The following is a 17821-nucleotide window of genomic DNA, read 5'->3' on the forward strand; positions in this document are numbered from 1 at the left end:
TGTCAGGCGGCCTCCGCGTCCCCCGCGCTCTCCTTGGCCTTCGACGCGTAGACGTCCACGTACTCCTGCCCGGAGAGCGCCAGGATGGCGTCCATGACCTCGTCGGTGATGGCCCGCTCCACCTGACGGTCGTCGGCGATGCCGGCGTAACGGGAGAAGTCGAGCGGGCGGCCGATCGCGATCGTGATCTTCACCGGGCGCCAGAAGCGGGAGCCGACCGGGTTCGCGCGGTCGGTGCCGATCATGGCCACCGGCACCACCGGCACCCCGGCCTCGAGCGCCATGCGGGCGACGCCGGTGCGGCCCTTGTAGAGCCGGCCGTCGGGCGAGCGGGTGCCCTCGGGGTAGATCCCGAACAGCCGTCCCTCCCGCAGCACCCGGATGCCGGTGTCGAGGGCGGCACGGGCGGCACGGCCGTTGCCGCGCTCGATGGGGACCTGGCCCATGCCGGTGAAGAACCAGCGCTGCAGGGTGCCGACCGGACCCGGCGTCGTGAAGTACTCCGCCTTGGCCGGGAAGGCCATCCGCCGCGGCACCATGAGCGGGAGGACGAAGGAGTCGAGCACCGCGAGGTGGTTCGACGCGACCAGGGCCCCGCCCGTACGCGGCAGGTGGTCCGCCCCGCGGACCTCCGGCCGGAACGCCGCCCGCATCAGCGGGCCCATGAAGACCCACTTCATCAACCAGTAGAGCACCGCTGTCCCCTCGCCAGACCGCACGGATGTCGCAGCCTAGGCAGGGGCGTGTCGCCGGACAACGACAGCGCGTCAGGGCCGCCCACCGACCGGCCACCGACGACACCACCGGATCGGGCACCTGCACGTACCGCGCGGGTGTGGGACGTGACACGATGGGCGCCGGGCGTCCTCGCGCCCGAAGTCGTCGTGGAGGCACGAGTGCCGGTGATGCCGGGGGCGGAGCCCTTCTCCGCCGATCCCGAGGGCGCCGAGATCGGCGTGGTGCTCTCGCACGGGTTCACGGGGTCCCCGCAGAGCATGCGCCCCTGGGGCGAGCACCTCGCGGCCGAGGGGATCGCGGTGCGCGGCCCGCGGCTGCCCGGGCACGGGACCCGGTGGCGCGACATGCAGGCGACCCGCTGGCCGGACTGGTACGGCGAGATCTCCCGGGCCGTCGACGAGCTGCTGGAGCGGTACCGCTCCGTGTTCGTCTTCGGGCTCTCGATGGGCGGCACGCTGACGCTGCGCGTGGCCGAGGAGTACGGCGACGCGATCACCGGGATCTGCCTGGTCAACCCGTCGGTGACCACCCTGCGCCGGGACGCCGCCTTCGCCCGCTACCTGGCCCGGCTGTGGCCCTGGGCGCCCGGGGTGGCCAACGACGTCGCGAAGCCCGGCGTCACCGAGCTCGGCTACGACCGGGTGCCGCTGAAGGCGTTCGTGTCGCTCACCGAGCTCTGGGCCCTCGTCCGCGACGATCTCCCCCGCGTGACCAGCCCGGTCCTGCTCTACCGCTCCACGGCCGACCACGTCGTGGAACCGGTGAACGCCCGCCTGGTGCTCGACGGGGTCTCGGCCACCGACGTCACCGAGGTCGTCCTGCACGACAGCTACCACGTGGCCACGCTCGACCACGACGCCCCGAGGATCTTCGCCGGCAGCACCGAGTTCGCCCGCCGGCTGCACGCCACCCGCGCCGAAGCAGGGAACCCCGCATGAACACCCCCGAGCCCGAGGACGAGGCCGGCTCCGGTCGTCCCGCCGACGCCCGGCACTTCTCCGAGCCCGCCGACGTCGACGCGGCGTTCGCCGCGATCGTGGCGGAGTGGGCCGCCGCCGACGCGCCGCGCTGGCCCGTCGTCCCCGACGAGGGGCCGTCCTCCGGGATCGGCGTGGCCACGCCCCCGCAGGGGCAGCCCTCCGCGCACCCGGAGCGGCCGGCCGACGAGCTGTTCGCGCCCGCCCCGTCGCCGACCCCGGAGTCGTCCACGCCGCCGCCCGCGCCCGTCCGGCCGCACCCGCCGGCGCGGCCGCAGGACGACCACTTCGTCCCGCCGGAGCCGCCCCCGCTGCCCCGGATCGGGCTCTCCAGCCTGTTCGGGCTGCTGCTGCTCGTCGCGGGCGTCGTGCTCCTCGCCCTGCCCGCACTCGTGGGTGGCGTGGCCGGGCTCGGCATCGTGCCGGGCCTGCTGGCCATGGCCGCGGGCCTGGGGTGGCTCGTCGTCGGGATGCGGCGGCCGTCGGAGTCCGACGACCCCGACGGCACCCTCTAGAGCGCCCGCTCCCCCGCGTCCAGCGCGGCGCCGATCATGCCGGCGTCGCCGCCCAGGACCGCCGCCCGCACGTCGGCCAGCCGACGGTGGCCCCGGCCGGTGACCTCGTCGGCGTACGTGCGGCGGGCGTCGTCGAGGTAGAGCTCCGCCGACGCCGACACCTCGCCGCCGATGACGACGACGTCGGGGTCGAAGGTGTCCGCCACGAGGGCCAGCCCCCGCCCCAGCCAGGCCGCGAAGTCGGCGACGACCCGGCGGGCCAGCAGGTCCCCGGCCGCCGCGGCCTGCGCGACGTCCCGCCCGGAGAGCGGGAGACCCCGCTCCCACGTGGCGCGGAGGGTGGAGAAGTCCTCGCTCGCGGAGACGACCTCGTCGGCGCTCGCCCCGAGGGCCGTCCCGCTGCAGTAGCGCTCCAGGCAGCCGCGCTTGCCGCACGGGCACGGGCGGCCGTCGGGCACGACGACGATGTGACCCAGCTCCGGCGCGACGCCGAAGGCCCCGCGGAACACGTGGCCGTCGACGACCAGCGCGGCCCCGATCCCGGTGCCCAGCGCGACGAGGACCGCGACCCGCGCCCCGGCCGCGGCCCCCACGCGGTGCTCGGCGAGGCCGGCCGCGTTCGCGTCGTGCTCGAGGGTCACGGGCAGCCCGAGACGGTCGGTCATCCGGTCGACGACGGGCTCGTCCCGCCACGGCAGGTGGGCACCGAAGGACACCGACCGCCGCTCCGGGTCGACGAAACCGGCGACCGCGAGCCCGACCGCCCCGACCTGGTGGTCGGTGGCGCGGGCCTCGCCGGAGAGGTGGTCGACGAGCTTCGCGACCGTCTCGTCCAGCTCCCCGGACTGCCGCGGCGTCGCGGCGACCCGGCTGGCGAGCAGCGTGCCGTCGCCGGCGACGAGTCCCGCCTTGACCGTGGTGCCCCCGATGTCGACCCCGACGGTCAGCACGGGCGGGGCCGGCGCCGGACGGGGATGTGCTGCACGCCGCGGCGGCCCGGGACGCCCCGGAGGACGGGACCGGTCGCCACCACGGGTTCGGCGGCGTCGTCCGCCGCGGTCGGCGCCCCCGCCGTGTGCCGCGGGCTCGGGCGCGGGCCGCGGCGGCCGGTGGGCCGGTCGGTCGCGGACCGCGGATCCCCGACGGCGGGCTCGGGGGCGGGCTCCGGCGTCGGGTCGGGGGTGGCGTCGGACGGCCGCGCGAAGCCGACCGGCGGAGTCGGGTCGAACGTGGCGTGGGGCGCGACGTCCCACGGGACGTCGGACCAGGTCGGGGCGCCCCACTCGGCCGGCCACGCGGGCGGCGTGGTGCTCGCCGGTGTCGGGGTGGGGCCCTCGGCGGCCGCGGGGGCCGGCGCCGGGTGGGCGTGGTGGTCGTGCGCCCCGGTCGCGTGGCTCTGCACCAGCAGCCGCAGCAGGACCAGGAGCCCGGAGGCCTGCTCCGCGAGCGTGGCCGTCAGCTCGGGCTGTTCGCCGCGCAGGGCTGCCACGAGCGCGCACACCGGGCACCAGCTGCAGGGGCCCGGGCTCTGCCGCGGTCGCTCCCCGCCGTCGGGACGCGGGCCGCGCGGCCCCTCGACGCGCGTGCCGACCCAGTCGAGCAACGTCGTGGCCGTCTCCCGCGCCTCGCGGGCGAGGCGCTCCCGGGCCACCCGGTCGGCATCCGTCGTCATCGTCGGGTCCCCCCGTTCCCCCGGACGTTCATCGCATCCAGACCGCGGGGTCGGGGCGGAACGCGATCGAGAGCACGTCGTCGTCGAGCTCGGCGGCGACGACCTCGCACCGCCGCAGGACCGGGGGCAGGGCCACCGTCCGGCGCCGGCGGCCGACCGTCACCGCGAGGTCGTCCCCGATGCGCGCGAGGTCGACCTCGCCGTCGCCGATCCCCGGGACCTGCAGGTCCAGCTCGTACTCGCTGTCCACCGACGTCCCCTCGCCCGCGGTGCGGCGCAGTTCCATCAGTGGCCGCGCGCCGACGCCCTCGAGCGGGTCGTCGGTGCCGTAGAGGTCCTCGGCGAGCTCGGCGAGCTCGGCCACCCCGACCGGTTCACCGGCCCGGTGGGCGACGGTCCGCAGGCCGACCCCGGTGCCCGCCGTCAGCTCCGCGAGCTCGGCGAGGACGCCGTCCTGCTCCCCGCGGCGGACCCGGAGCCACTGCACGGCGGCGCTGCGACCGGCACCCGGGTCGGGCACCAGGCGGTTCGCGATGAGGCCGTCGACGTGGAGCTCGTGCAGGGCCAGCGCGGTGATCGTGCGCCGGGTCTCCGCGGCGACCACCCGCTCCGGGGTGAGCACCAGGCGGATCGTGGTGGTCGACCGGTCGGCCAGCATCGCGCGCAGGCCGGAGAGCTGCTCGGCCAGGCGGGACAGCGACGCCGCGGCCGCATCCCACTTCGCGACGGTGGCCCCGCTCCCGGCGAGCCCCGCGAGGACGCCGCGCACGGCGCGGCGGTGTGCGGGGAAGAGCCGCTCCAGGTAGCCCCCGAAGGCCTCCGGGAGGCTCAGCAGCCGCAGGGTCTCCGCCGTGGGGCCGCAGTCGACGACCACGACCTCCCACGGCCCGTCCTCGGTGGCGCGGCGGACCTGCTCGAGGGCGAGGAGATCCTCGACGCCGGGCAGGACGGTGAGCTCGTCGGCGACGATGTCCTCGACGCCGGCGCCGGCCAGCAGCGTGCGCAGCTGGGCCCGCAGCGGCTCCCAGGCCTCGTCGACGAGCGCGCGGGTGTCCACGTGCGCGGCGAACAGGCCGGGGAGGGCCACCCCGTCGATCTCGGTCGGCTCGCCGCCCAGCGGGACGTCGAAGGCGTCCCCGAGGGAGTGCGCCGGGTCGGTCGAGAGCACCAGGACCTTACGTCCCGACCGCGCGAGCGCGACCGCGGTGGCCGCCGCGGTCGTCGTCTTCCCGACCCCGCCCTTGCCGGTGAAGAGCAGGACCCGCACTAGCCCTCCACGCGTCGCTTGAGACCGGTCAACGCCGTGTCCATGATCCTCTTCTCGGCGCGGCGCTTGATCAGGCCGGGCATGGGGACCGCCAGGTCCACCGACAGCGTGTAGGTCACGGTCGTCTCCTTCTCGGAGCCCTCGAGCCGGTAGCGCCCGCGCTGGCCGCGCTGCATCTGCCCGGACACGAGGTCCCAGGTGACGCCGTCGTCGACCCAGTCGTACGCCAACACGTAGGTGTCCTTGAGCGGACCGGCGTCCAAGGTGAACCGGACCTGTTCGGGGCGGCCCTCGTCGTCGTGCGTGAGGACCTTCGCCGAGGTGATCGAGTCCGCCCACTCAGGATAAGCGGGGAAGTTCGCGATCACGTCGAGCACGGCCGTCGGACCGGCCGCGATGGTGATGGACTGCGTGGACTCGTCCGCCATGGCGCCGAAGGTTACCGCCGGGGGGTCGCCGGTCTCCGCCCGCCGTCGTCCTCGCCACGCCCGGGGTGGGTGTGAGGCGGCCGTGATGTCGCGTGGGTCACCACCGGGCCACCGCCGGAGTCCCCCGGCGCCGGAAGTGCCCGACGTTCAGGCACTCGGTGTGACCGATCCGTGCACGGGTGGTGAGCGGGGCGTGCACGTGGCCGTAGAGGGCGAGGCGGGGCCGGGTGGCCCGGATCTGCTCCAGGAGCGCGGGCGAGGTCAGCTCGTGCGTGCGGGCCACCACGTCGTAGGCCAGCTCGGCGACGGCGGGCGGGGCGTGGCTGCACAGCACGTCCACCGGGCCGAGAGCCTCGACCGCTGCCGTGTACTCCGCCGCCCCGCGCATGTAGGAGCGGAACGCGCCGGCGCGAGGCTCGACCTCCGGAGGCAGCGGGACCCCGCCGACGAACCCCACGCAGGTGTCCCCGATCTCGACCACCTCGCCGTCGACGGCCCGGACGTGGGGGTGGGCGGCGAGGAACTCGGGCCACATCGCGGGGACGTCGACGTTGCCCGGCATGAGCCACACCGGGACGTCCACCGCGCCCAGGGCCGCGAACATCCGCCCGTACTGCCGGTGGACCGCCTCGTCGACGCGGGCGCGGGGGTCGTCCACGTCGGCCCACAGCCGTTTCGTGAACTCCCGCAGCGCCCCGGGCCCGCCCTCCGAGCGCAGCCGGGCGAACTCGACGGTGGCCGCCGGGCCCAGGATGTCGGCGAGGATGCCGTTGGTGGGCTCGTCGTAGTCGACGAAGTCGATGAGGTCGCCCAGCACGACGAGCGCCTCGGCGCCCTCGGCGGCCCGGGTGAGGTCCTCGCTGTTGCCGTGGACGTCGGAGACGACGTGCACCCTCATGCGCGGGCCGGGGTGGGCTCACCCGGACGACGGGCCCACCCGGGGGCCCCGGTCGGGGCGGCCTCGAGGCGGGCCTTCAGGTCGAACGCGACGGCCTTGGCGGCCCGCTGCCGGCGCAGCGCCTCGCGCGCCGGGCCGCTGCGGCCGCGCAGCAGCCGCCGCGCGGACCCGCCGTCGGGACCGGGAGCGGGGTCGAGGCGCAGGAACCAGTGCACCACCGTGCCGTCGCCGACGGCCTCGCACCACACCTCCGCGCTCCCGACCCAGCGCCCCGTGACCGACCAGCGCAGGCCGGCGGCCCCGCGGTCGGCGAAGACGTGCAGCTCGAGATCGGGCCAGAGGCGCGGCCAGGACGCGGGGTCGGCGAAGGCGGCGGCGACCACCGCGGGCTCGGCCAGCACGAACGTCTCGTCGATCACGTCCAGCGCGGCCACCGCGACAGCGTGCCCGACGTCCCTCCCGGTCGCAGCGCCGGAGGCGTCGCACGATGACCGATCTGTCCGTTTACTCCCGTATACCGCCGGGTAGTGACGGCGGGCCGCCCTCGCCCTAGGCTGCGCGGACGCCGACGTCGCATCCGGACGCCGGTCGAGGTGGAAGGGTGTGTGCGGGGTGCAGGAGTACAGCGTGCCGGCGTCGGCCAAGGTCGCCGACGACGACCGACTCACCGATGCGGTCTGGGCGAACGCCGACGAGCACCCGGGGGACACCGCCTACCTCCGGCTGGTCGACGACTCGTGGCAGCCCACCACCTTCGGAGCCTTCCGCGACGAGGTGGTCGCGGTGGCGAAGGGATTCGTCGCGGCGGGCCTGGAGCCGGGTGACCGCGTCGGGATCGTCGCGAAGACCCGCTACGAGTGGACGCTGCTCGACTACGCGCTCTGGACGGCGGGCTGCGCGGGTCTCCCGATCTACGAGACCTCGTCGGCCTCGCAGTACGAGTGGTGCCTGTCGGACTCCGGCGCCCGCGGCGTCATCATCGAGACCGACGAGCACCGGGCGACCCTGGACAAGGTCCGGGAGAACCTGCCCGAGCTCGCCCACGTCTGGCAGATCGACGGCTCCACCCCCGCCGTCGACGCCCTCAAGGAGGCCGGCCGCGACGTCCCCGACGCCGACGTCGAGGCCCGCCGAACCGGCGTCCGCGCGGACGACCTCGCGACGCTGATCTACACCTCGGGCACCACCGGCCGCCCCAAGGGCTGCGAGATCACCCACCGCAACCTGCTCTTCGAGGTCCGCGCGGCCGGCGACACCTTCGGCTCCATGATGGAGGCCGGCAACTCGACGCTGCTGTTCCTGCCGCTCGCGCACATCTTCGCCCGCGTGGTGCAGCTCGCCGCGCAGGAGCAGCGCTACGTGATCGGCCACTTCGCCGACACCTCGAAGCTCTCCGCGGAGCTCCCCCGCTTCAAGCCCGACTTCCTGCTCTCGGTGCCGCGCGTGTTCGAGAAGGTCTACAACTCGGCGAAGCAGAAGGCCTACCAGGGCGGCAAGGGCCGCATCTTCGACCTCGCCGAGGCCACCGCCGTCGACTACTCGAAGTCGCTCGACACCGGCGGCCCCGGCCTGGTGCTGCGCGGCAAGCACGCCCTGTTCGACGCCCTCGTCTACTCCAAGCTGCGCGCGGCCCTCGGCGGTCAGTGCCGCGGCGCGGTGTCCGGCGGGTCCGCCCTCGGCGCGCGCATCGGCCACTTCTTCCGCGGCATCGGCGTGCCGATCCACGAGGGCTACGGCCTCACCGAGACCAGCGCGGCGATCACCGCCAACGCCGAGGGCGACATCCGCGTCGGCACCGTCGGCCGCCCGCTGCCCGGCATCACCGTCGCGATCGCCGACGACGGCGAGGTGCTCGCCAAGGGTGACGTGGTGTTCCGCGGCTACTGGAACAACGCCGAGGCCACGTCCGGCGCGCTCGAGGACGGCTGGTTCCACACCGGCGACATCGGCGTGCTCGACGACGGGTTCCTCTCCATCACCGGGCGCAAGAAGGAGCTCATCGTCACGGCCGGGGGCAAGAACGTCGCCCCCGCCGTGATCGAGGACCGCATTCGCGCTCACCGCCTCGTGAGCCAGGCCCTCGTGGTCGGCGACAACCGGCCCTACGTCGCGGCGCTGATCACCCTCGACGAGGAGGCCCTGCCCGACTGGGCCTCCGAGCACGGCAAGTCCGGCAGCACCGCGGAGGACCTGGTCGAGGACTCCGACCTCCGCGCCGAGATCCAGTCCGCGATCGACGACGGCAACGACGCGGTGTCGAAGGCCGAGTCGGTGCGCCAGTTCCGCATCCTCACGTCGGACTTCACCGAGGACTCCGGCGAGCTGACCCCGACGATGAAGCTCAAGCGCAACGTCATCGCCGACCAGCGGGCCGACGAGATCGAGGCGGTCTACGCGCAGCGGTGACCCGTCTCCGCCGGTGAACGAACGGCACTCTCGCGCACATAGATGCTGCGACAGTGCCGTTCGTGCTTTCGGGGGTTACTCCGGACGGGCGAGTGCCTCCAGCCGGCGGGCCCGCGACGACCAGGTCCACTCCGCCTGCATCCACCGTCGGCCCGCGGCCCCGGTGCGTGCGGCGTCGTCCGGGTCGTCGAGCAGGTCCGCGATCACGTCCGCGACGTCGACCGGGTCGCGCCCGTCGGTCAGGCGGCCGGTCCGGGTCCCCGTCGGGCCCCCGCGCACCGTCTCGGGTGCCCCGCCGGACCGGCCCGCCACCACGGGCACCCCGGTCGCGGAGGCCTCGAGCAGCACGATACCCAGACCCTCGACGTCGAGCCCCCCGCCGAGCGTCCGGCACGGCAGGGCGAAGACGTCGAGCGCCGCGTGGTGCGCCGGGATCTCGTCGTGGGCCAGCGGGCCCGTGAACACGACGTCGGCCTCGACGCCGGTGCGCCGTGCGAGGCGCCGCAGCCGGTCGCGGTCGGGTCCGTCGCCCGCGACGAGCAGCGCCGTGCCCGGCACCCGTCGTCGGATCGCGGGCAGCGCCCGGATCAGCACGTCCTGCCCCTTGCGCCGCACGAGGCGGGACACGATCCCGACGACGGGCCGCTCCCCCAGTCCGTACCGCGTGCGGAGGTCGGCGCGGGCCCCGGCGTCCGGGCGGAACCGCGTGGTGTCGATGCCGGACGGCAGCGGCTCCAGGGCGGCGTCCGGGCCGAGGGCCGAGGCGATCCGCCCGCGCGTGTAGCGGCTGACCGTGGTGACGACGTCGGCCTCCCGCCCGATCCGGTGCAGCAACTGCCGGCTGCCCGGCAGCATCGACCAGCCGACCTCGTGGCCGTGGGTGCTGGCGAGGACCCGCCGGACGCCCGCGCGGCGCAGGGCCGGGGCCATGAGCCCGAGCGGCGCGGCGGCCCCGAACCAGACGGTGTCGTGGCCCGGGGCGAGCTCGACGGCTCGGCGGGTGGCCTCCGGGGTCGGCAGCATCATCGTCGTGGGCAGCCGGTGGACGGCGAAGGGCTGGGCGGCGTCGAAGGCGACGCACCGGCCGTCGGAGTCGGCGGCGTCGGGCCAGGTGGAGGCGAGCACCGTCAGGGCACCGGGCGCCAGACGGACCGCGAGCTCGTGCAGGTAGGACTGGATGCCGCCCGGCCGCGGCGGGAAGTCGTTGGTGACGAGCAGGATCCGGCCCGTCGCCGGACCGGTCACGGCGGTGAGATGCGGCGGATCGACGAGAAGCTCCGGACCGGCGCCACCTTGACGACGTCGCCGGACTGCGGGGCCTCGAGGAACTTGCCGTCGCCGACGTAGATGCCGACGTGATAGGCCGGGTCGCCGAAGAAGATCAGGTCCCCGACCTGCACCTGCGAGGGGTCGACGGCCTGGCCGACCTGTTGCTGGGCGGCGGCCACCCGCGGCATCCCGACCCCGATCTGCCGGTACGCCCACTGCACCAGCCCCGAGCAGTCGAACGTGTTCGGCCCGGTGGCCCCCCACACGTACGGCGCCCCCTGCCGGGTCAGCGCCGCGCGGAGGGCGGCGATCCCCAGGGAGTTCCCGGCGATGTTCGTCGGGAAGTTCGTGATGCCGCCGCCGCGCAGGAGGGCCCGGTCGCTGCGGGACAGCCGCGCGAGCGCCGCGTTCGCCGCCGCGACGTCCTGGTCGGCCTGCGCCTTCGTGCGCGTGGCGTCCTCGAGGGTGCGGGCGGCGTCGTCGGCGGCCCGGCGGGCATCGGTGGCGCTGGCGTCGGCGTCGCGCTGGGCGTTCTCCGCCGCCGTCGAGGCGTCGAGGTAGCGCTGCAGCACGGACCGGTTGGCCGTCGAGATCGTGTCGAGCAGCTCGACCTTGTCCAGGTAGGCCTGCGGGGTCGGGCTGGAGAGCAGCGCGCCGAGCTGGTCGAGGTCACCGCCCTGGTAGGTCGTCCGGGTCAGCTGGTCGACCGCCACGTAGGCCTGGTCCAGTGCGCCCCGCGCCGTGGCGACGGCACCCCGGGCGTCGTCCGCGGCCCGTCGGGCGCGGTCGGCCTCCGCGCGGCGCACCGGCAGCTGTTCCCGGGCCCCCATGGCCGCCTCGTTCGCGGCCTCCGCCCGGGCGTTGGCCTCGGCCAGGGCCCGGACGACGTCGTTGGCCCCCGGCGGCACGATCGGGTCGGCCAGCGCGGTGCCGGCCGTGCCGGGCACGAGGAGGCCGGCGAGCGCGAGCAGCAGGACGACCAGCACCGGCGTCGGGGTCCGGCGACCGGGGCGCGCAGCGCGTCGGGGCGGTCGGGGCGTCACGGGGCGGGGAGCTCCCTCTCTCGGCCAGGGCGGCCTCCCACGGACGGCGACGCGGGGAACGGGGCCCGCAGGAGGTGACGGGACGGTAACCGACCGGTACCGGGGCCCCGCAGCGTGGTGCCCCGCGACGCGTCCGACGGGCTCCCCCGCTCCGCGTCCGGCGGGCTTCCGCGCGCCGGGGCGCCTCCGAGCGCCGCACCCGGCGAGGTGTCCCGCACCGCACCCGGCGAGGTGTCCCGCACCGCGTCCGGTGTGGTGCCCCGCGTGCGGCCCCCGCCGTCATCCGGCGTCCCGGCGGCGGGCCCGACCCGTGGGACGGGCCGGCTGCCCGGGCGCGCCGGGGACGAGCCGCAGGTGCGGGATCAGCCCGTGGTCGGCGAGCACCTCCAGGGCCCGGCGCTCGACCGGCCCGAACTCGAGCGGCAGGGGCGCGCCCGGGGCCGCCGGCTCCCGGGGCGCGTCGTCCCGGGCGGGCACCTCGGGCACCCCGAGCAGGACCCCGACCACGCAGTCGTCGCACGCCTGGTGCCGCACCACGCAGGTGTCGCAGTCGATGAGCATCGCGGCCTCCGCCGATCGGCCCCGGCATCTCCCGGGGAGTCGTGGCGGAAGGTAGGAGGGGGGTCCGACAGTCACGGCCCGCCGGAGGAGCCGGTGTGACCGGCGTCTCAGATCCGGGCGAGGCGCTCGAGCAGCACGCTCGACGGCACCGGGTGCGCTCCCCGCCGCCGGACCGAGTCGACCACCGCGCGGTCCGAGGTGACCACCACCAGCGGCCGCCCCTCGGGTTCGGCGTCCACCAGGGTGCGGATGAGGTCGTCTGCGATGACGCCGGGCTCGGAGAACAGGACGCGCACCCCACGGACCGAGGCGGTCGGCACCCCGGAGATGCCCGCGCCGTCGAAGACCAACGTCGTCTCGGCGTGGGTCCGGGCCGCGAGCGGGGCGACGGCCGCGACGAGCCGGTCGCGCTGGGCCGCCAGGGCGAGGGCCGGCCAGCCGGTCTTGGTGACGTTGTAGCCGTCGACGAGCAGGTGCACCTCGGGCAGCGCCAGCAGCCGGTCGAGCGCCGCGGGGTCGGTCACGCGCGCCATCGGGGCCCGGGACGCCGACCCGACGAGTTCCGCGGGCCGGGGACCCACCCGCTGGTCGTCCGCGCGGAGCCCCAGCTCGTGGCGCAGGCCGGCGGCCGCCCCCGCGACGGTGTCGACCAGCAGGGCGAGCCGCGCGTCGTCCGCACGCCGGGCCTCGTGGGCGGCGCGGCGGGCGGACTCGAGCTCCGCCGTCGCGCGCCGGGCCCGGGCCTCGGCCGCAGCGACCGCCTCCTGGTCCCGGGTGCGCTCGCGGCGCAGGTCGTCGAGCTCGCGCACCAGGTGGCCCTGGCCCTCCTCGAGGCGGCGGTCCGCCTCGGCGGCGCTCAGCTCGGCCTGCCGGACCCGCACGCCCTGCTCCCGCAGCCGCGAGCGGAGCTTGACCACCTCGTCGGTGAGGTCCGGTCCGGCCGTGCCGACCTCGGCCCGCGCCGCGTCCCGCTCGGCGGTGACCCGCTCCACCTCCGCCGTCAGCCGCTCCGCCCGGGCGAGAGCGGCGTCGCGCTCGGCTCGTAGGCGCCCGACGTCGGCGCGTTCCCCCGCGTCGCGCAGCAGCTCGCCCGCGGTGTCCCCGTCGCCGGCCAGCACCGCCACCGCCGCCGCGTGCACCGGCTCGGCCACCGGCGGGTCCCACTCCTCGGGACGGTGCTCCCGCCACCACGCCACGACGTCCTCGGCGAACCCGTCCGCCGACCCGAGGGCGGACAGCAGCGGGGCCGAGCCGACCTTGGCGCGTTTGGCCGGGGCGAAGCGGGCGATGGGGCGGACGGGGGCCGGCAGGTCCGCCGCCGGCATCTGCCCGACCGCGCGGCTCACCAGGTCGGCGACCCGGCTGCGCACCGTCTCCGGGGCCGCGTCGAGGAGGGCGGCGCGCAGGGCCGCGCCGTGCGGTGCCTCCACCTCCCCCGCTGCCATTCGCCCAGGCTAGCGGCCCGGACGGCGTCCGAGGGGACGAGACTGTCGGGGGGTCGATCTAGCGTGCGGCGGCGTGGAGGCACCACGCCCGGTCACGGGACCCGACCCGCAGCTCACCTTCGAGGAGCTGGGGACGCCGCTGCACGCGGCCACCTTCGTCGTGCTGGACCTGGAGACCACCGGCGGGCCCCCGGCGGGCTCCGACGCCGGTGACGGGCCGGACGCGATCACCGAGATCGGCGCGGTCAAGGTGCGTGGGGGCCGGGTGGTCGGCGAGTACGCCACGCTGGTCGACCCGGGGCGGGACGTCCCGCCGCAGATCGTCGCGCTCACCGGCATCACCACGGCCATGGTGTCCGCGGCGCCGCGGCTGCCGGCCGTGCTGCCGGGCTTCCTCGAGTTCTGCGCGGGCGCGGTCGTGGTGGCGCACAACGCCCCGTTCGACGTCGGGCACCTGCGGGCGGCGTGCCGGCGCCACGGATCGGTGTGGCCCCGGCCGCCCGTGGTGTGCACCGCCCGCCTGGCCCGGAAGGTGCTCACCCGCGACGAGGCGCCGTCCTGCCGGCTGTCGGCGCTCGCCGCGCTGTTCCGGGCGGGTACCCGCCCCGTCCACCGGGCGCTGGACGACGCGCGGGCCACCGTCGACGTGCTCCACGCCCTGTTGGAGCGGGTCGGCGGCCACGGGGTCTCGTCGCTGGAGGACCTGCTCGCCCTGCAGGTGGAGGTCACCCCGGCGCAGCGCGGCAAGCGCCACCTGGCCGACGCGGTGCCGCACGCGGCGGGCGTGTACCTGTTCCGCGGCCCGGCCGACGAGGTCCTCTACGTCGGTACGTCGAACGACCTGCGCCGCCGGGTGCGCTCGTACTTCACCGGCTCGGAGAAGCGGGCGCGCGTCAAGGAGATGATCGGGCTCGCCGAGCGGGTCGACTGGGTGGAGTGCTCGCACCCGCTGGAGGCCGAGGTGCGGGAGCTGCGCCTGCTCGCCGGTCACGCCCCCCGCTACAACCGGCGCTCCCGCTACCCGCACAAGGGGTGGTGGGTCGCGCTGACCGACGAGCCGTTCCCGCGCTGGTCGGTCGTCCGCACGCCCCGCACCGACGCCATCGGCCCGTTCGGGCGCCGGCCCGACGCGGTCCGCGCCGTCGAGGCCCTGGTCGACGCCGTGGCGCTGCGGCCCTGCACGCAGCGGATCCCGGCCCGGGGCGGCCGCGGCAGCCCCTGCGCGCTGCACGGGCTCGGCCGCTGCGGGGCGCCCTGCGCCGGACTGCAGACCGCGGCCGACTACGCCACCACCGTCGACGGGGCCCTCGCCCTCGTCCGCGGGGGGTCCGACGACGGGCTCGTCCGGCTGCGGGAGCGGGTGGCCGACCTGGCCGCGGGCGAGCGGTTCGACGCCGCGGCCGCCCACCGCGACCGGTTGGCCGACCTCGCGGGAGCCCTCGGCCGCGTCCAACGGCTGTCGGCGGTGGCCGGTACCGAGGAGCTCGTCGCCGCGCGGCCCGACGGCGTCGGCGGCTGGGAGCTGGCGGTGGTGCGGCACGGCCGGCTCGCGGCGGCGGGCACCGCGCGGCGCGGGGTGCCGCCCATGCCGGTGGTGGACACGCTGGTCGCGGCGGCGGAGACGGTCCGTCCGGGCGCCGGGCCGCTCGGCGGGGCGCCGCCCGAGGAGGTGGGGGTGATCACGCGGTGGCTCGAGCGGCCGGGGACACGGATGGTGCGCACCACGCAGCCGTGGGCGGTCCCGGCGCACGGCGCGGGCTCCTGGTCGGACTGGGTGACGCGGGCCCGGGAGGCCGCCCGGACGACGGTGACGGACCCGTCGGAGGTCCCCGGGGAGCGGGCCGTGGGGTCGGGAGGCGGGGCCGGTCGTCGTCCGCCCTCTAGAGTTCCCGCCGAGCACGCCGGACCGCCCCGCGCGGGCCGGACCCGCCGAGCCAGGGAGTCCCCGTGATCACGGCCATCGTCATGATCCACGCGAACGCCGACCGGATCCCGGAGACCGCCCAGGCGATCGCCGAGCTCTCGGGGGTCACCGAGGTCTACTCGTGCGCGGGCGACGTCGACCTGATCGCCGTGGTGCGGGTCCGCGAGCACGACGAGCTCGCCGACGTCATCGCGGGTGGCCTGAGCCGGGTGCCGGGCGTGCGGGATACCTCGACCCACATCGCCTTCCGGTCCTACTCCGCGCAGGACACCGACGCGGCCTTCGCCGTCGGGCTCGACTGAGCCCACCGGTCCCCCGGCACCGCGGAGACGTCCCCGCACGCCTCCGTCGGGTCGGTGTGCCTCAGCCGCGGAGCCGCGCGGCCGTCGTCGCCCACCGCTCGAGCAGGGCCGCCGCCGACCCGTCGTCGACCGCCGCGGCGGCCCGGTCCCGCCCGGCCGCGACGGCGTCGTGGAGGTCGGTCCGGGCCGCGCCCCGGGCCTCGTCGTAGGCCGCGAGCGCCGCGCCCGCGTTGAGCAGGACGGCCTCGCGGACCGGCCCGCGCTCGCCCGCGAACAGGGCGTGCGCGACGGCCGCGTTGACACTCGCGTCGCCGCCCCGCAGGTCACCCGGTGCGGACACCGGGACCCCGATGCGGGTGGGGTCGAGGGTCTCCACCGTCACGCCGTCCGGGCCGGCCCGCCAGACCGTCGTGGTCGTCGAGGTGGTGATCTCGTCGAGGCCGTCGTCACCCCGCACCACGAGCGCGGTGTCCCCCCGGTCGGCGAGGACCGAGGCGAGCAGCGGCGCGAACCGGGCGTCGGCACAGCCGATCAGCGCGGCCGCCGGACGTGCCGGGTTCGTGAGCGGCCCGAGGAGGTTGAAGGCCGTGGGGACACCGATCTCGCGGCGCACCCCGCCGACGTGGCGCATCGCGGGGTGGAAGGTCTGGGCGAAGCAGAAACCGATGCCGACCTCGTCGACGCTCGCCGCCACCGCGTCCGGGCCGAGGTCGACAGGGACCCCGAGCGCCTCGAGCAGGTCCACCGAGCCGCACGCCGACGACGCGGCGCGACCACCGTGCTTGACCACGCGCGCACCGGCGGCGGCCATGATCACGGCCGCCATCGTCGAGATGTTGACCGTGTGGGCCTGGTCGCCGCCGGTCCCGACGATGTCGACGACGACACCGTCCACGTGGACCGCCCGCGCGTGCGAGCGCATGACCTCCGCGAGCCCGCCGATCTCGGCGGCCGTCTCCCCCTTGGCCCGCAGTGCCACGACGAAGGCGCCGACCTGGGCGGGTGAGGCCTCCCCGGACATCATGCGGTCCATGGCCCAGGCGGCCTCGGTCCCGGCGAGGTCCTCGCCGCGCAGGAGCCGCCCGAGCAGCGCGGGCCAGGTGGGGGCCCCGGTCACGCCCGGTGAGCTCATCCCTGGCGCGCCGGCACCCCGGCCCGCAGGACGTCGGCCACCGTGCGGGCCGCCGTCACCGGGTCGAGGGGCTGGACGAGGACGGCGTCGGCCTGCGACCAGGTCGCGAGCCAACGGTCGTCCTCGCGGCGCACGACCACGATCACCGGGGCCGGGTCGTCGCTCTCGTTCTTGAGCTGGCGGCAGACGCCCATGCCACCCGTCGGCTGCGCCTCGCCGTCGAGCACGGCGAGGTCGAGCTCGCCGGCGTCGGCCGCGCCGAGGACGTCGGCGATCCCGTCCGCCTCCCGGAACCGCAGGCGCGGGAGGTCACGCGCGGGACGGCGTCCGACGGCGGCCATGACCGCCTCGCGCACCTCCGGGCGGTGGCTCATCACCACGACGTCGAGCGTGTCGGTGCTCATCTGGGCGGGCCCTCCCGGCGCAGTCCGTACTTCTCGCGCGAGAGCCTAGTCATCCGCCGTCGGGACCCGCCCCGACCCGCCGTCGGGACCCCTCGACTACGACGCGACGTACGACGCCCAGTAGGAGTATCTGCAGGTAGATCGCGGTGCAGGTCGCAGGCGTGATCACGGGGGCTCGCCCCACCCGGCTGATGTCAGGGGGAGGTGACATGATGACGCCCGTGACGACCGCTTCGAGTGCGCCGGCGCCCTCCTTCAGCGCGCGGATCCACTCCCTGAACCGGCCCAACGTGGTCAGCGTGGGGACGATCATCTGGCTCTCGAGCGAGCTGATGTTCTTCGCCGGGCTGTTCGCGATGTACTTCGTGGCGCGCGCCCAGAACGTCGGGGAGTGGCCACCGCCGCCCACCGAGCTGGACGTGCCCTACGCCCTGGTGAACACCATCGTCCTGGTGGCGTCGTCGTTCACCTGTCAGTACGGCGTGTTCGCGGCCGAGCGGGGCGACGTGTTCGGCCTGCGCCGCTGGTACACGGTGACCTTCGTGATGGGCCTGTTCTTCGTGCTGGCCCAGGTGAACGAGTACCACACGCTGGTCACCGAGCACGCCACCACGATCGCCTCCAGCGCCTACGGCTCGGTCTTCTACATCACCACCGGGTTCCACGCGCTGCACGTGACCGGCGGCCTCGTGGCGTTCGTCCTGCTGATCGCCCGGACGTTCCTCAGTCGGTTCACGCCGGCGCAGGCCACCGCGGCGATCGTCGTGTCGTACTACTGGCACTTCGTGGACGTGGTCTGGATCGGCCTGTTCGCGGTCATCTACTTCATCCGTTAAAGCC

The 17821-nt window shown here is 75.9% G+C and carries 19 protein-coding genes; 6 read left to right on the top strand and 13 right to left on the bottom strand.

Features of this window, described 5'->3' with window-relative positions; all coding sequences use genetic code 11:
* Positions 1–2 precede the first annotated feature (2 nt).
* Positions 3–695 carry a 1-acyl-sn-glycerol-3-phosphate acyltransferase gene (locus BJ983_RS09805; protein ID WP_179797605.1) on the bottom strand — a complete coding sequence of 231 codons (693 nt, stop codon included), beginning with the start codon at positions 693–695 and terminating at the stop codon, positions 3–5.
* 201 nt (positions 696–896) lie between these two features.
* Between BJ983_RS09805 and BJ983_RS09810 the strand changes: the two genes are divergently transcribed.
* Both BJ983_RS09810 and BJ983_RS09815 read left to right on the top strand, forming a co-directional pair.
* Positions 897–1676, top strand: coding sequence for an alpha/beta fold hydrolase (locus BJ983_RS09810; RefSeq protein WP_179793625.1), 780 nt, complete (start codon positions 897–899; stop codon positions 1674–1676).
* Positions 1673–2230 carry a hypothetical protein gene (locus BJ983_RS09815; protein ID WP_179793626.1) on the top strand — a complete coding sequence of 186 codons (558 nt, stop codon included), beginning with the start codon at positions 1673–1675 and terminating at the stop codon, positions 2228–2230. The genes BJ983_RS09810 and BJ983_RS09815 overlap by 4 nt, the downstream gene beginning before the upstream one ends.
* On the opposite strand, the gene BJ983_RS09820 is transcribed toward BJ983_RS09815, so the two are convergent.
* From BJ983_RS09820 to BJ983_RS09845, 6 genes are all read right to left on the bottom strand, one after another.
* On the bottom strand, positions 2227–3180 hold the full coding sequence (locus BJ983_RS09820; RefSeq protein WP_179793627.1) for an ROK family protein: 954 nt from the start codon (positions 3178–3180) through the stop codon (positions 2227–2229). The genes BJ983_RS09815 and BJ983_RS09820 overlap by 4 nt on opposite strands.
* The gene (locus BJ983_RS09825; protein WP_179793628.1) at positions 3174–3902 is read right to left on the bottom strand and encodes a hypothetical protein; all 729 of its coding nucleotides are present in this window, start codon (positions 3900–3902) and stop codon (positions 3174–3176) included. The genes BJ983_RS09820 and BJ983_RS09825 overlap by 7 nt, the downstream gene beginning before the upstream one ends.
* A gap of 28 nt (positions 3903–3930) precedes the next feature.
* Positions 3931–5169 carry a TRC40/GET3/ArsA family transport-energizing ATPase gene (locus tag BJ983_RS09830; protein WP_179793629.1) on the bottom strand — a complete coding sequence of 413 codons (1239 nt, stop codon included), beginning with the start codon at positions 5167–5169 and terminating at the stop codon, positions 3931–3933.
* Complete coding sequence (locus BJ983_RS09835; protein ID WP_179793630.1) at positions 5169–5597, bottom strand: SRPBCC family protein; 429 nt, start codon at positions 5595–5597, stop codon at positions 5169–5171. Before BJ983_RS09835 ends, BJ983_RS09830 begins: the two co-directional genes overlap by 1 nt.
* A gap of 97 nt (positions 5598–5694) precedes the next feature.
* Positions 5695–6495, bottom strand: coding sequence for a metallophosphoesterase family protein (locus BJ983_RS09840; RefSeq protein WP_179793631.1), 801 nt, complete (start codon positions 6493–6495; stop codon positions 5695–5697).
* A complete protein-coding gene (locus BJ983_RS09845; RefSeq protein ID WP_179793632.1) occupies positions 6492–6929 on the bottom strand; it encodes a polyketide cyclase / dehydrase and lipid transport in 438 nt (145 codons plus the stop codon). The genes BJ983_RS09840 and BJ983_RS09845 overlap by 4 nt, the downstream gene beginning before the upstream one ends.
* Positions 6930–7107: 178 nt before the next feature.
* Between BJ983_RS09845 and BJ983_RS09850 the strand changes: the two genes are divergently transcribed.
* A complete protein-coding gene (locus tag BJ983_RS09850) occupies positions 7108–8901 on the top strand; it encodes an AMP-binding protein (protein WP_179793633.1) in 1794 nt (597 codons plus the stop codon).
* A gap of 75 nt (positions 8902–8976) precedes the next feature.
* Here BJ983_RS09850 and BJ983_RS09855 read toward each other — a convergent pair whose 3' ends face one another.
* From BJ983_RS09855 to BJ983_RS09870, 4 genes are all read right to left on the bottom strand, one after another.
* Entirely contained in the window at positions 8977–10146 is a 1170-nt protein-coding gene (locus BJ983_RS09855) for a glycosyltransferase (RefSeq protein WP_179793634.1), read from the bottom strand.
* A complete protein-coding gene (locus BJ983_RS09860; protein ID WP_179793635.1) occupies positions 10143–11213 on the bottom strand; it encodes an NlpC/P60 family protein in 1071 nt (356 codons plus the stop codon). The genes BJ983_RS09855 and BJ983_RS09860 overlap by 4 nt, the downstream gene beginning before the upstream one ends.
* A 279-nt stretch (positions 11214–11492) precedes the next feature.
* A complete protein-coding gene (locus tag BJ983_RS09865; RefSeq protein WP_179793636.1) occupies positions 11493–11774 on the bottom strand; it encodes a hypothetical protein in 282 nt (93 codons plus the stop codon).
* Between the two features lie 107 nt (positions 11775–11881).
* Complete coding sequence (locus BJ983_RS09870; RefSeq protein WP_179793637.1) at positions 11882–13219, bottom strand: NYN domain-containing protein; 1338 nt, start codon at positions 13217–13219, stop codon at positions 11882–11884.
* 73 nt (positions 13220–13292) lie between these two features.
* Here BJ983_RS09870 and BJ983_RS09875 point away from each other — a divergent pair, with 73 nt between their 5' ends.
* The gene (locus BJ983_RS09875; protein ID WP_179793638.1) at positions 13293–15170 is read left to right on the top strand and encodes a DEDD exonuclease domain-containing protein; all 1878 of its coding nucleotides are present in this window, start codon (positions 13293–13295) and stop codon (positions 15168–15170) included.
* The gene (locus BJ983_RS09880; protein ID WP_179793639.1) at positions 15167–15445 is read left to right on the top strand and encodes an Lrp/AsnC ligand binding domain-containing protein; all 279 of its coding nucleotides are present in this window, start codon (positions 15167–15169) and stop codon (positions 15443–15445) included. The genes BJ983_RS09875 and BJ983_RS09880 overlap by 4 nt, the downstream gene beginning before the upstream one ends.
* A gap of 61 nt (positions 15446–15506) precedes the next feature.
* Here BJ983_RS09880 and trpD read toward each other — a convergent pair whose 3' ends face one another.
* Together trpD and BJ983_RS09890 are read right to left on the bottom strand one after the other, a co-directional pair.
* Positions 15507–16577 (bottom strand): anthranilate phosphoribosyltransferase, encoded by a 1071-nt coding sequence (gene trpD, locus BJ983_RS09885; protein WP_179793640.1) that lies wholly within the window; start codon positions 16575–16577, stop codon positions 15507–15509.
* The gene (locus BJ983_RS09890; RefSeq protein ID WP_179793641.1) at positions 16574–16981 is read right to left on the bottom strand and encodes a hypothetical protein; all 408 of its coding nucleotides are present in this window, start codon (positions 16979–16981) and stop codon (positions 16574–16576) included. Before BJ983_RS09890 ends, trpD begins: the two co-directional genes overlap by 4 nt.
* A gap of 212 nt (positions 16982–17193) precedes the next feature.
* Between BJ983_RS09890 and ctaE the strand changes: the two genes are divergently transcribed.
* Complete coding sequence (gene ctaE, locus BJ983_RS09895) at positions 17194–17817, top strand: aa3-type cytochrome oxidase subunit III (RefSeq protein WP_179797607.1); 624 nt, start codon at positions 17194–17196, stop codon at positions 17815–17817.
* Positions 17818–17821 lie beyond the last annotated feature (4 nt).

Origin of the sequence: Actinomycetospora corticicola (genome assembly GCF_013409505.1) — a bacterium.
Classification (GTDB): Bacteria; Actinomycetota; Actinomycetes; order Mycobacteriales; family Pseudonocardiaceae; genus Actinomycetospora; species Actinomycetospora corticicola.

What these genes read in the sequence shown, in the direction of transcription:
- BJ983_RS09815 (WP_179793626.1), top strand. Translation starts at nt 1,673, where the DNA reads ATGAACACCCCCGAGCCCGAGGACGAGGCCGGCTCCGGTCGTCCCGCC.
- BJ983_RS09825 (WP_179793628.1), bottom strand. Translation starts at nt 3,902, where the DNA reads ATGACGACGGATGCCGACCGGGTGGCCCGGGAGCGCCTCGCCCGCGAG.
- BJ983_RS09835 (WP_179793630.1), bottom strand. Translation starts at nt 5,597, where the DNA reads ATGGCGGACGAGTCCACGCAGTCCATCACCATCGCGGCCGGTCCGACG.
- BJ983_RS09840 (WP_179793631.1), bottom strand. Translation starts at nt 6,495, where the DNA reads ATGAGGGTGCACGTCGTCTCCGACGTCCACGGCAACAGCGAGGACCTC.
- BJ983_RS09865 (WP_179793636.1), bottom strand. Translation starts at nt 11,774, where the DNA reads ATGCTCATCGACTGCGACACCTGCGTGGTGCGGCACCAGGCGTGCGAC.
- BJ983_RS09870 (WP_179793637.1), bottom strand. Translation starts at nt 13,219, where the DNA reads ATGGCAGCGGGGGAGGTGGAGGCACCGCACGGCGCGGCCCTGCGCGCC.
- trpD (WP_179793640.1), bottom strand. Translation starts at nt 16,577, where the DNA reads ATGAGCTCACCGGGCGTGACCGGGGCCCCCACCTGGCCCGCGCTGCTC.
- BJ983_RS09890 (WP_179793641.1), bottom strand. Translation starts at nt 16,981, where the DNA reads ATGAGCACCGACACGCTCGACGTCGTGGTGATGAGCCACCGCCCGGAG.
- ctaE (WP_179797607.1), top strand. Translation starts at nt 17,194, where the DNA reads ATGACGCCCGTGACGACCGCTTCGAGTGCGCCGGCGCCCTCCTTCAGC.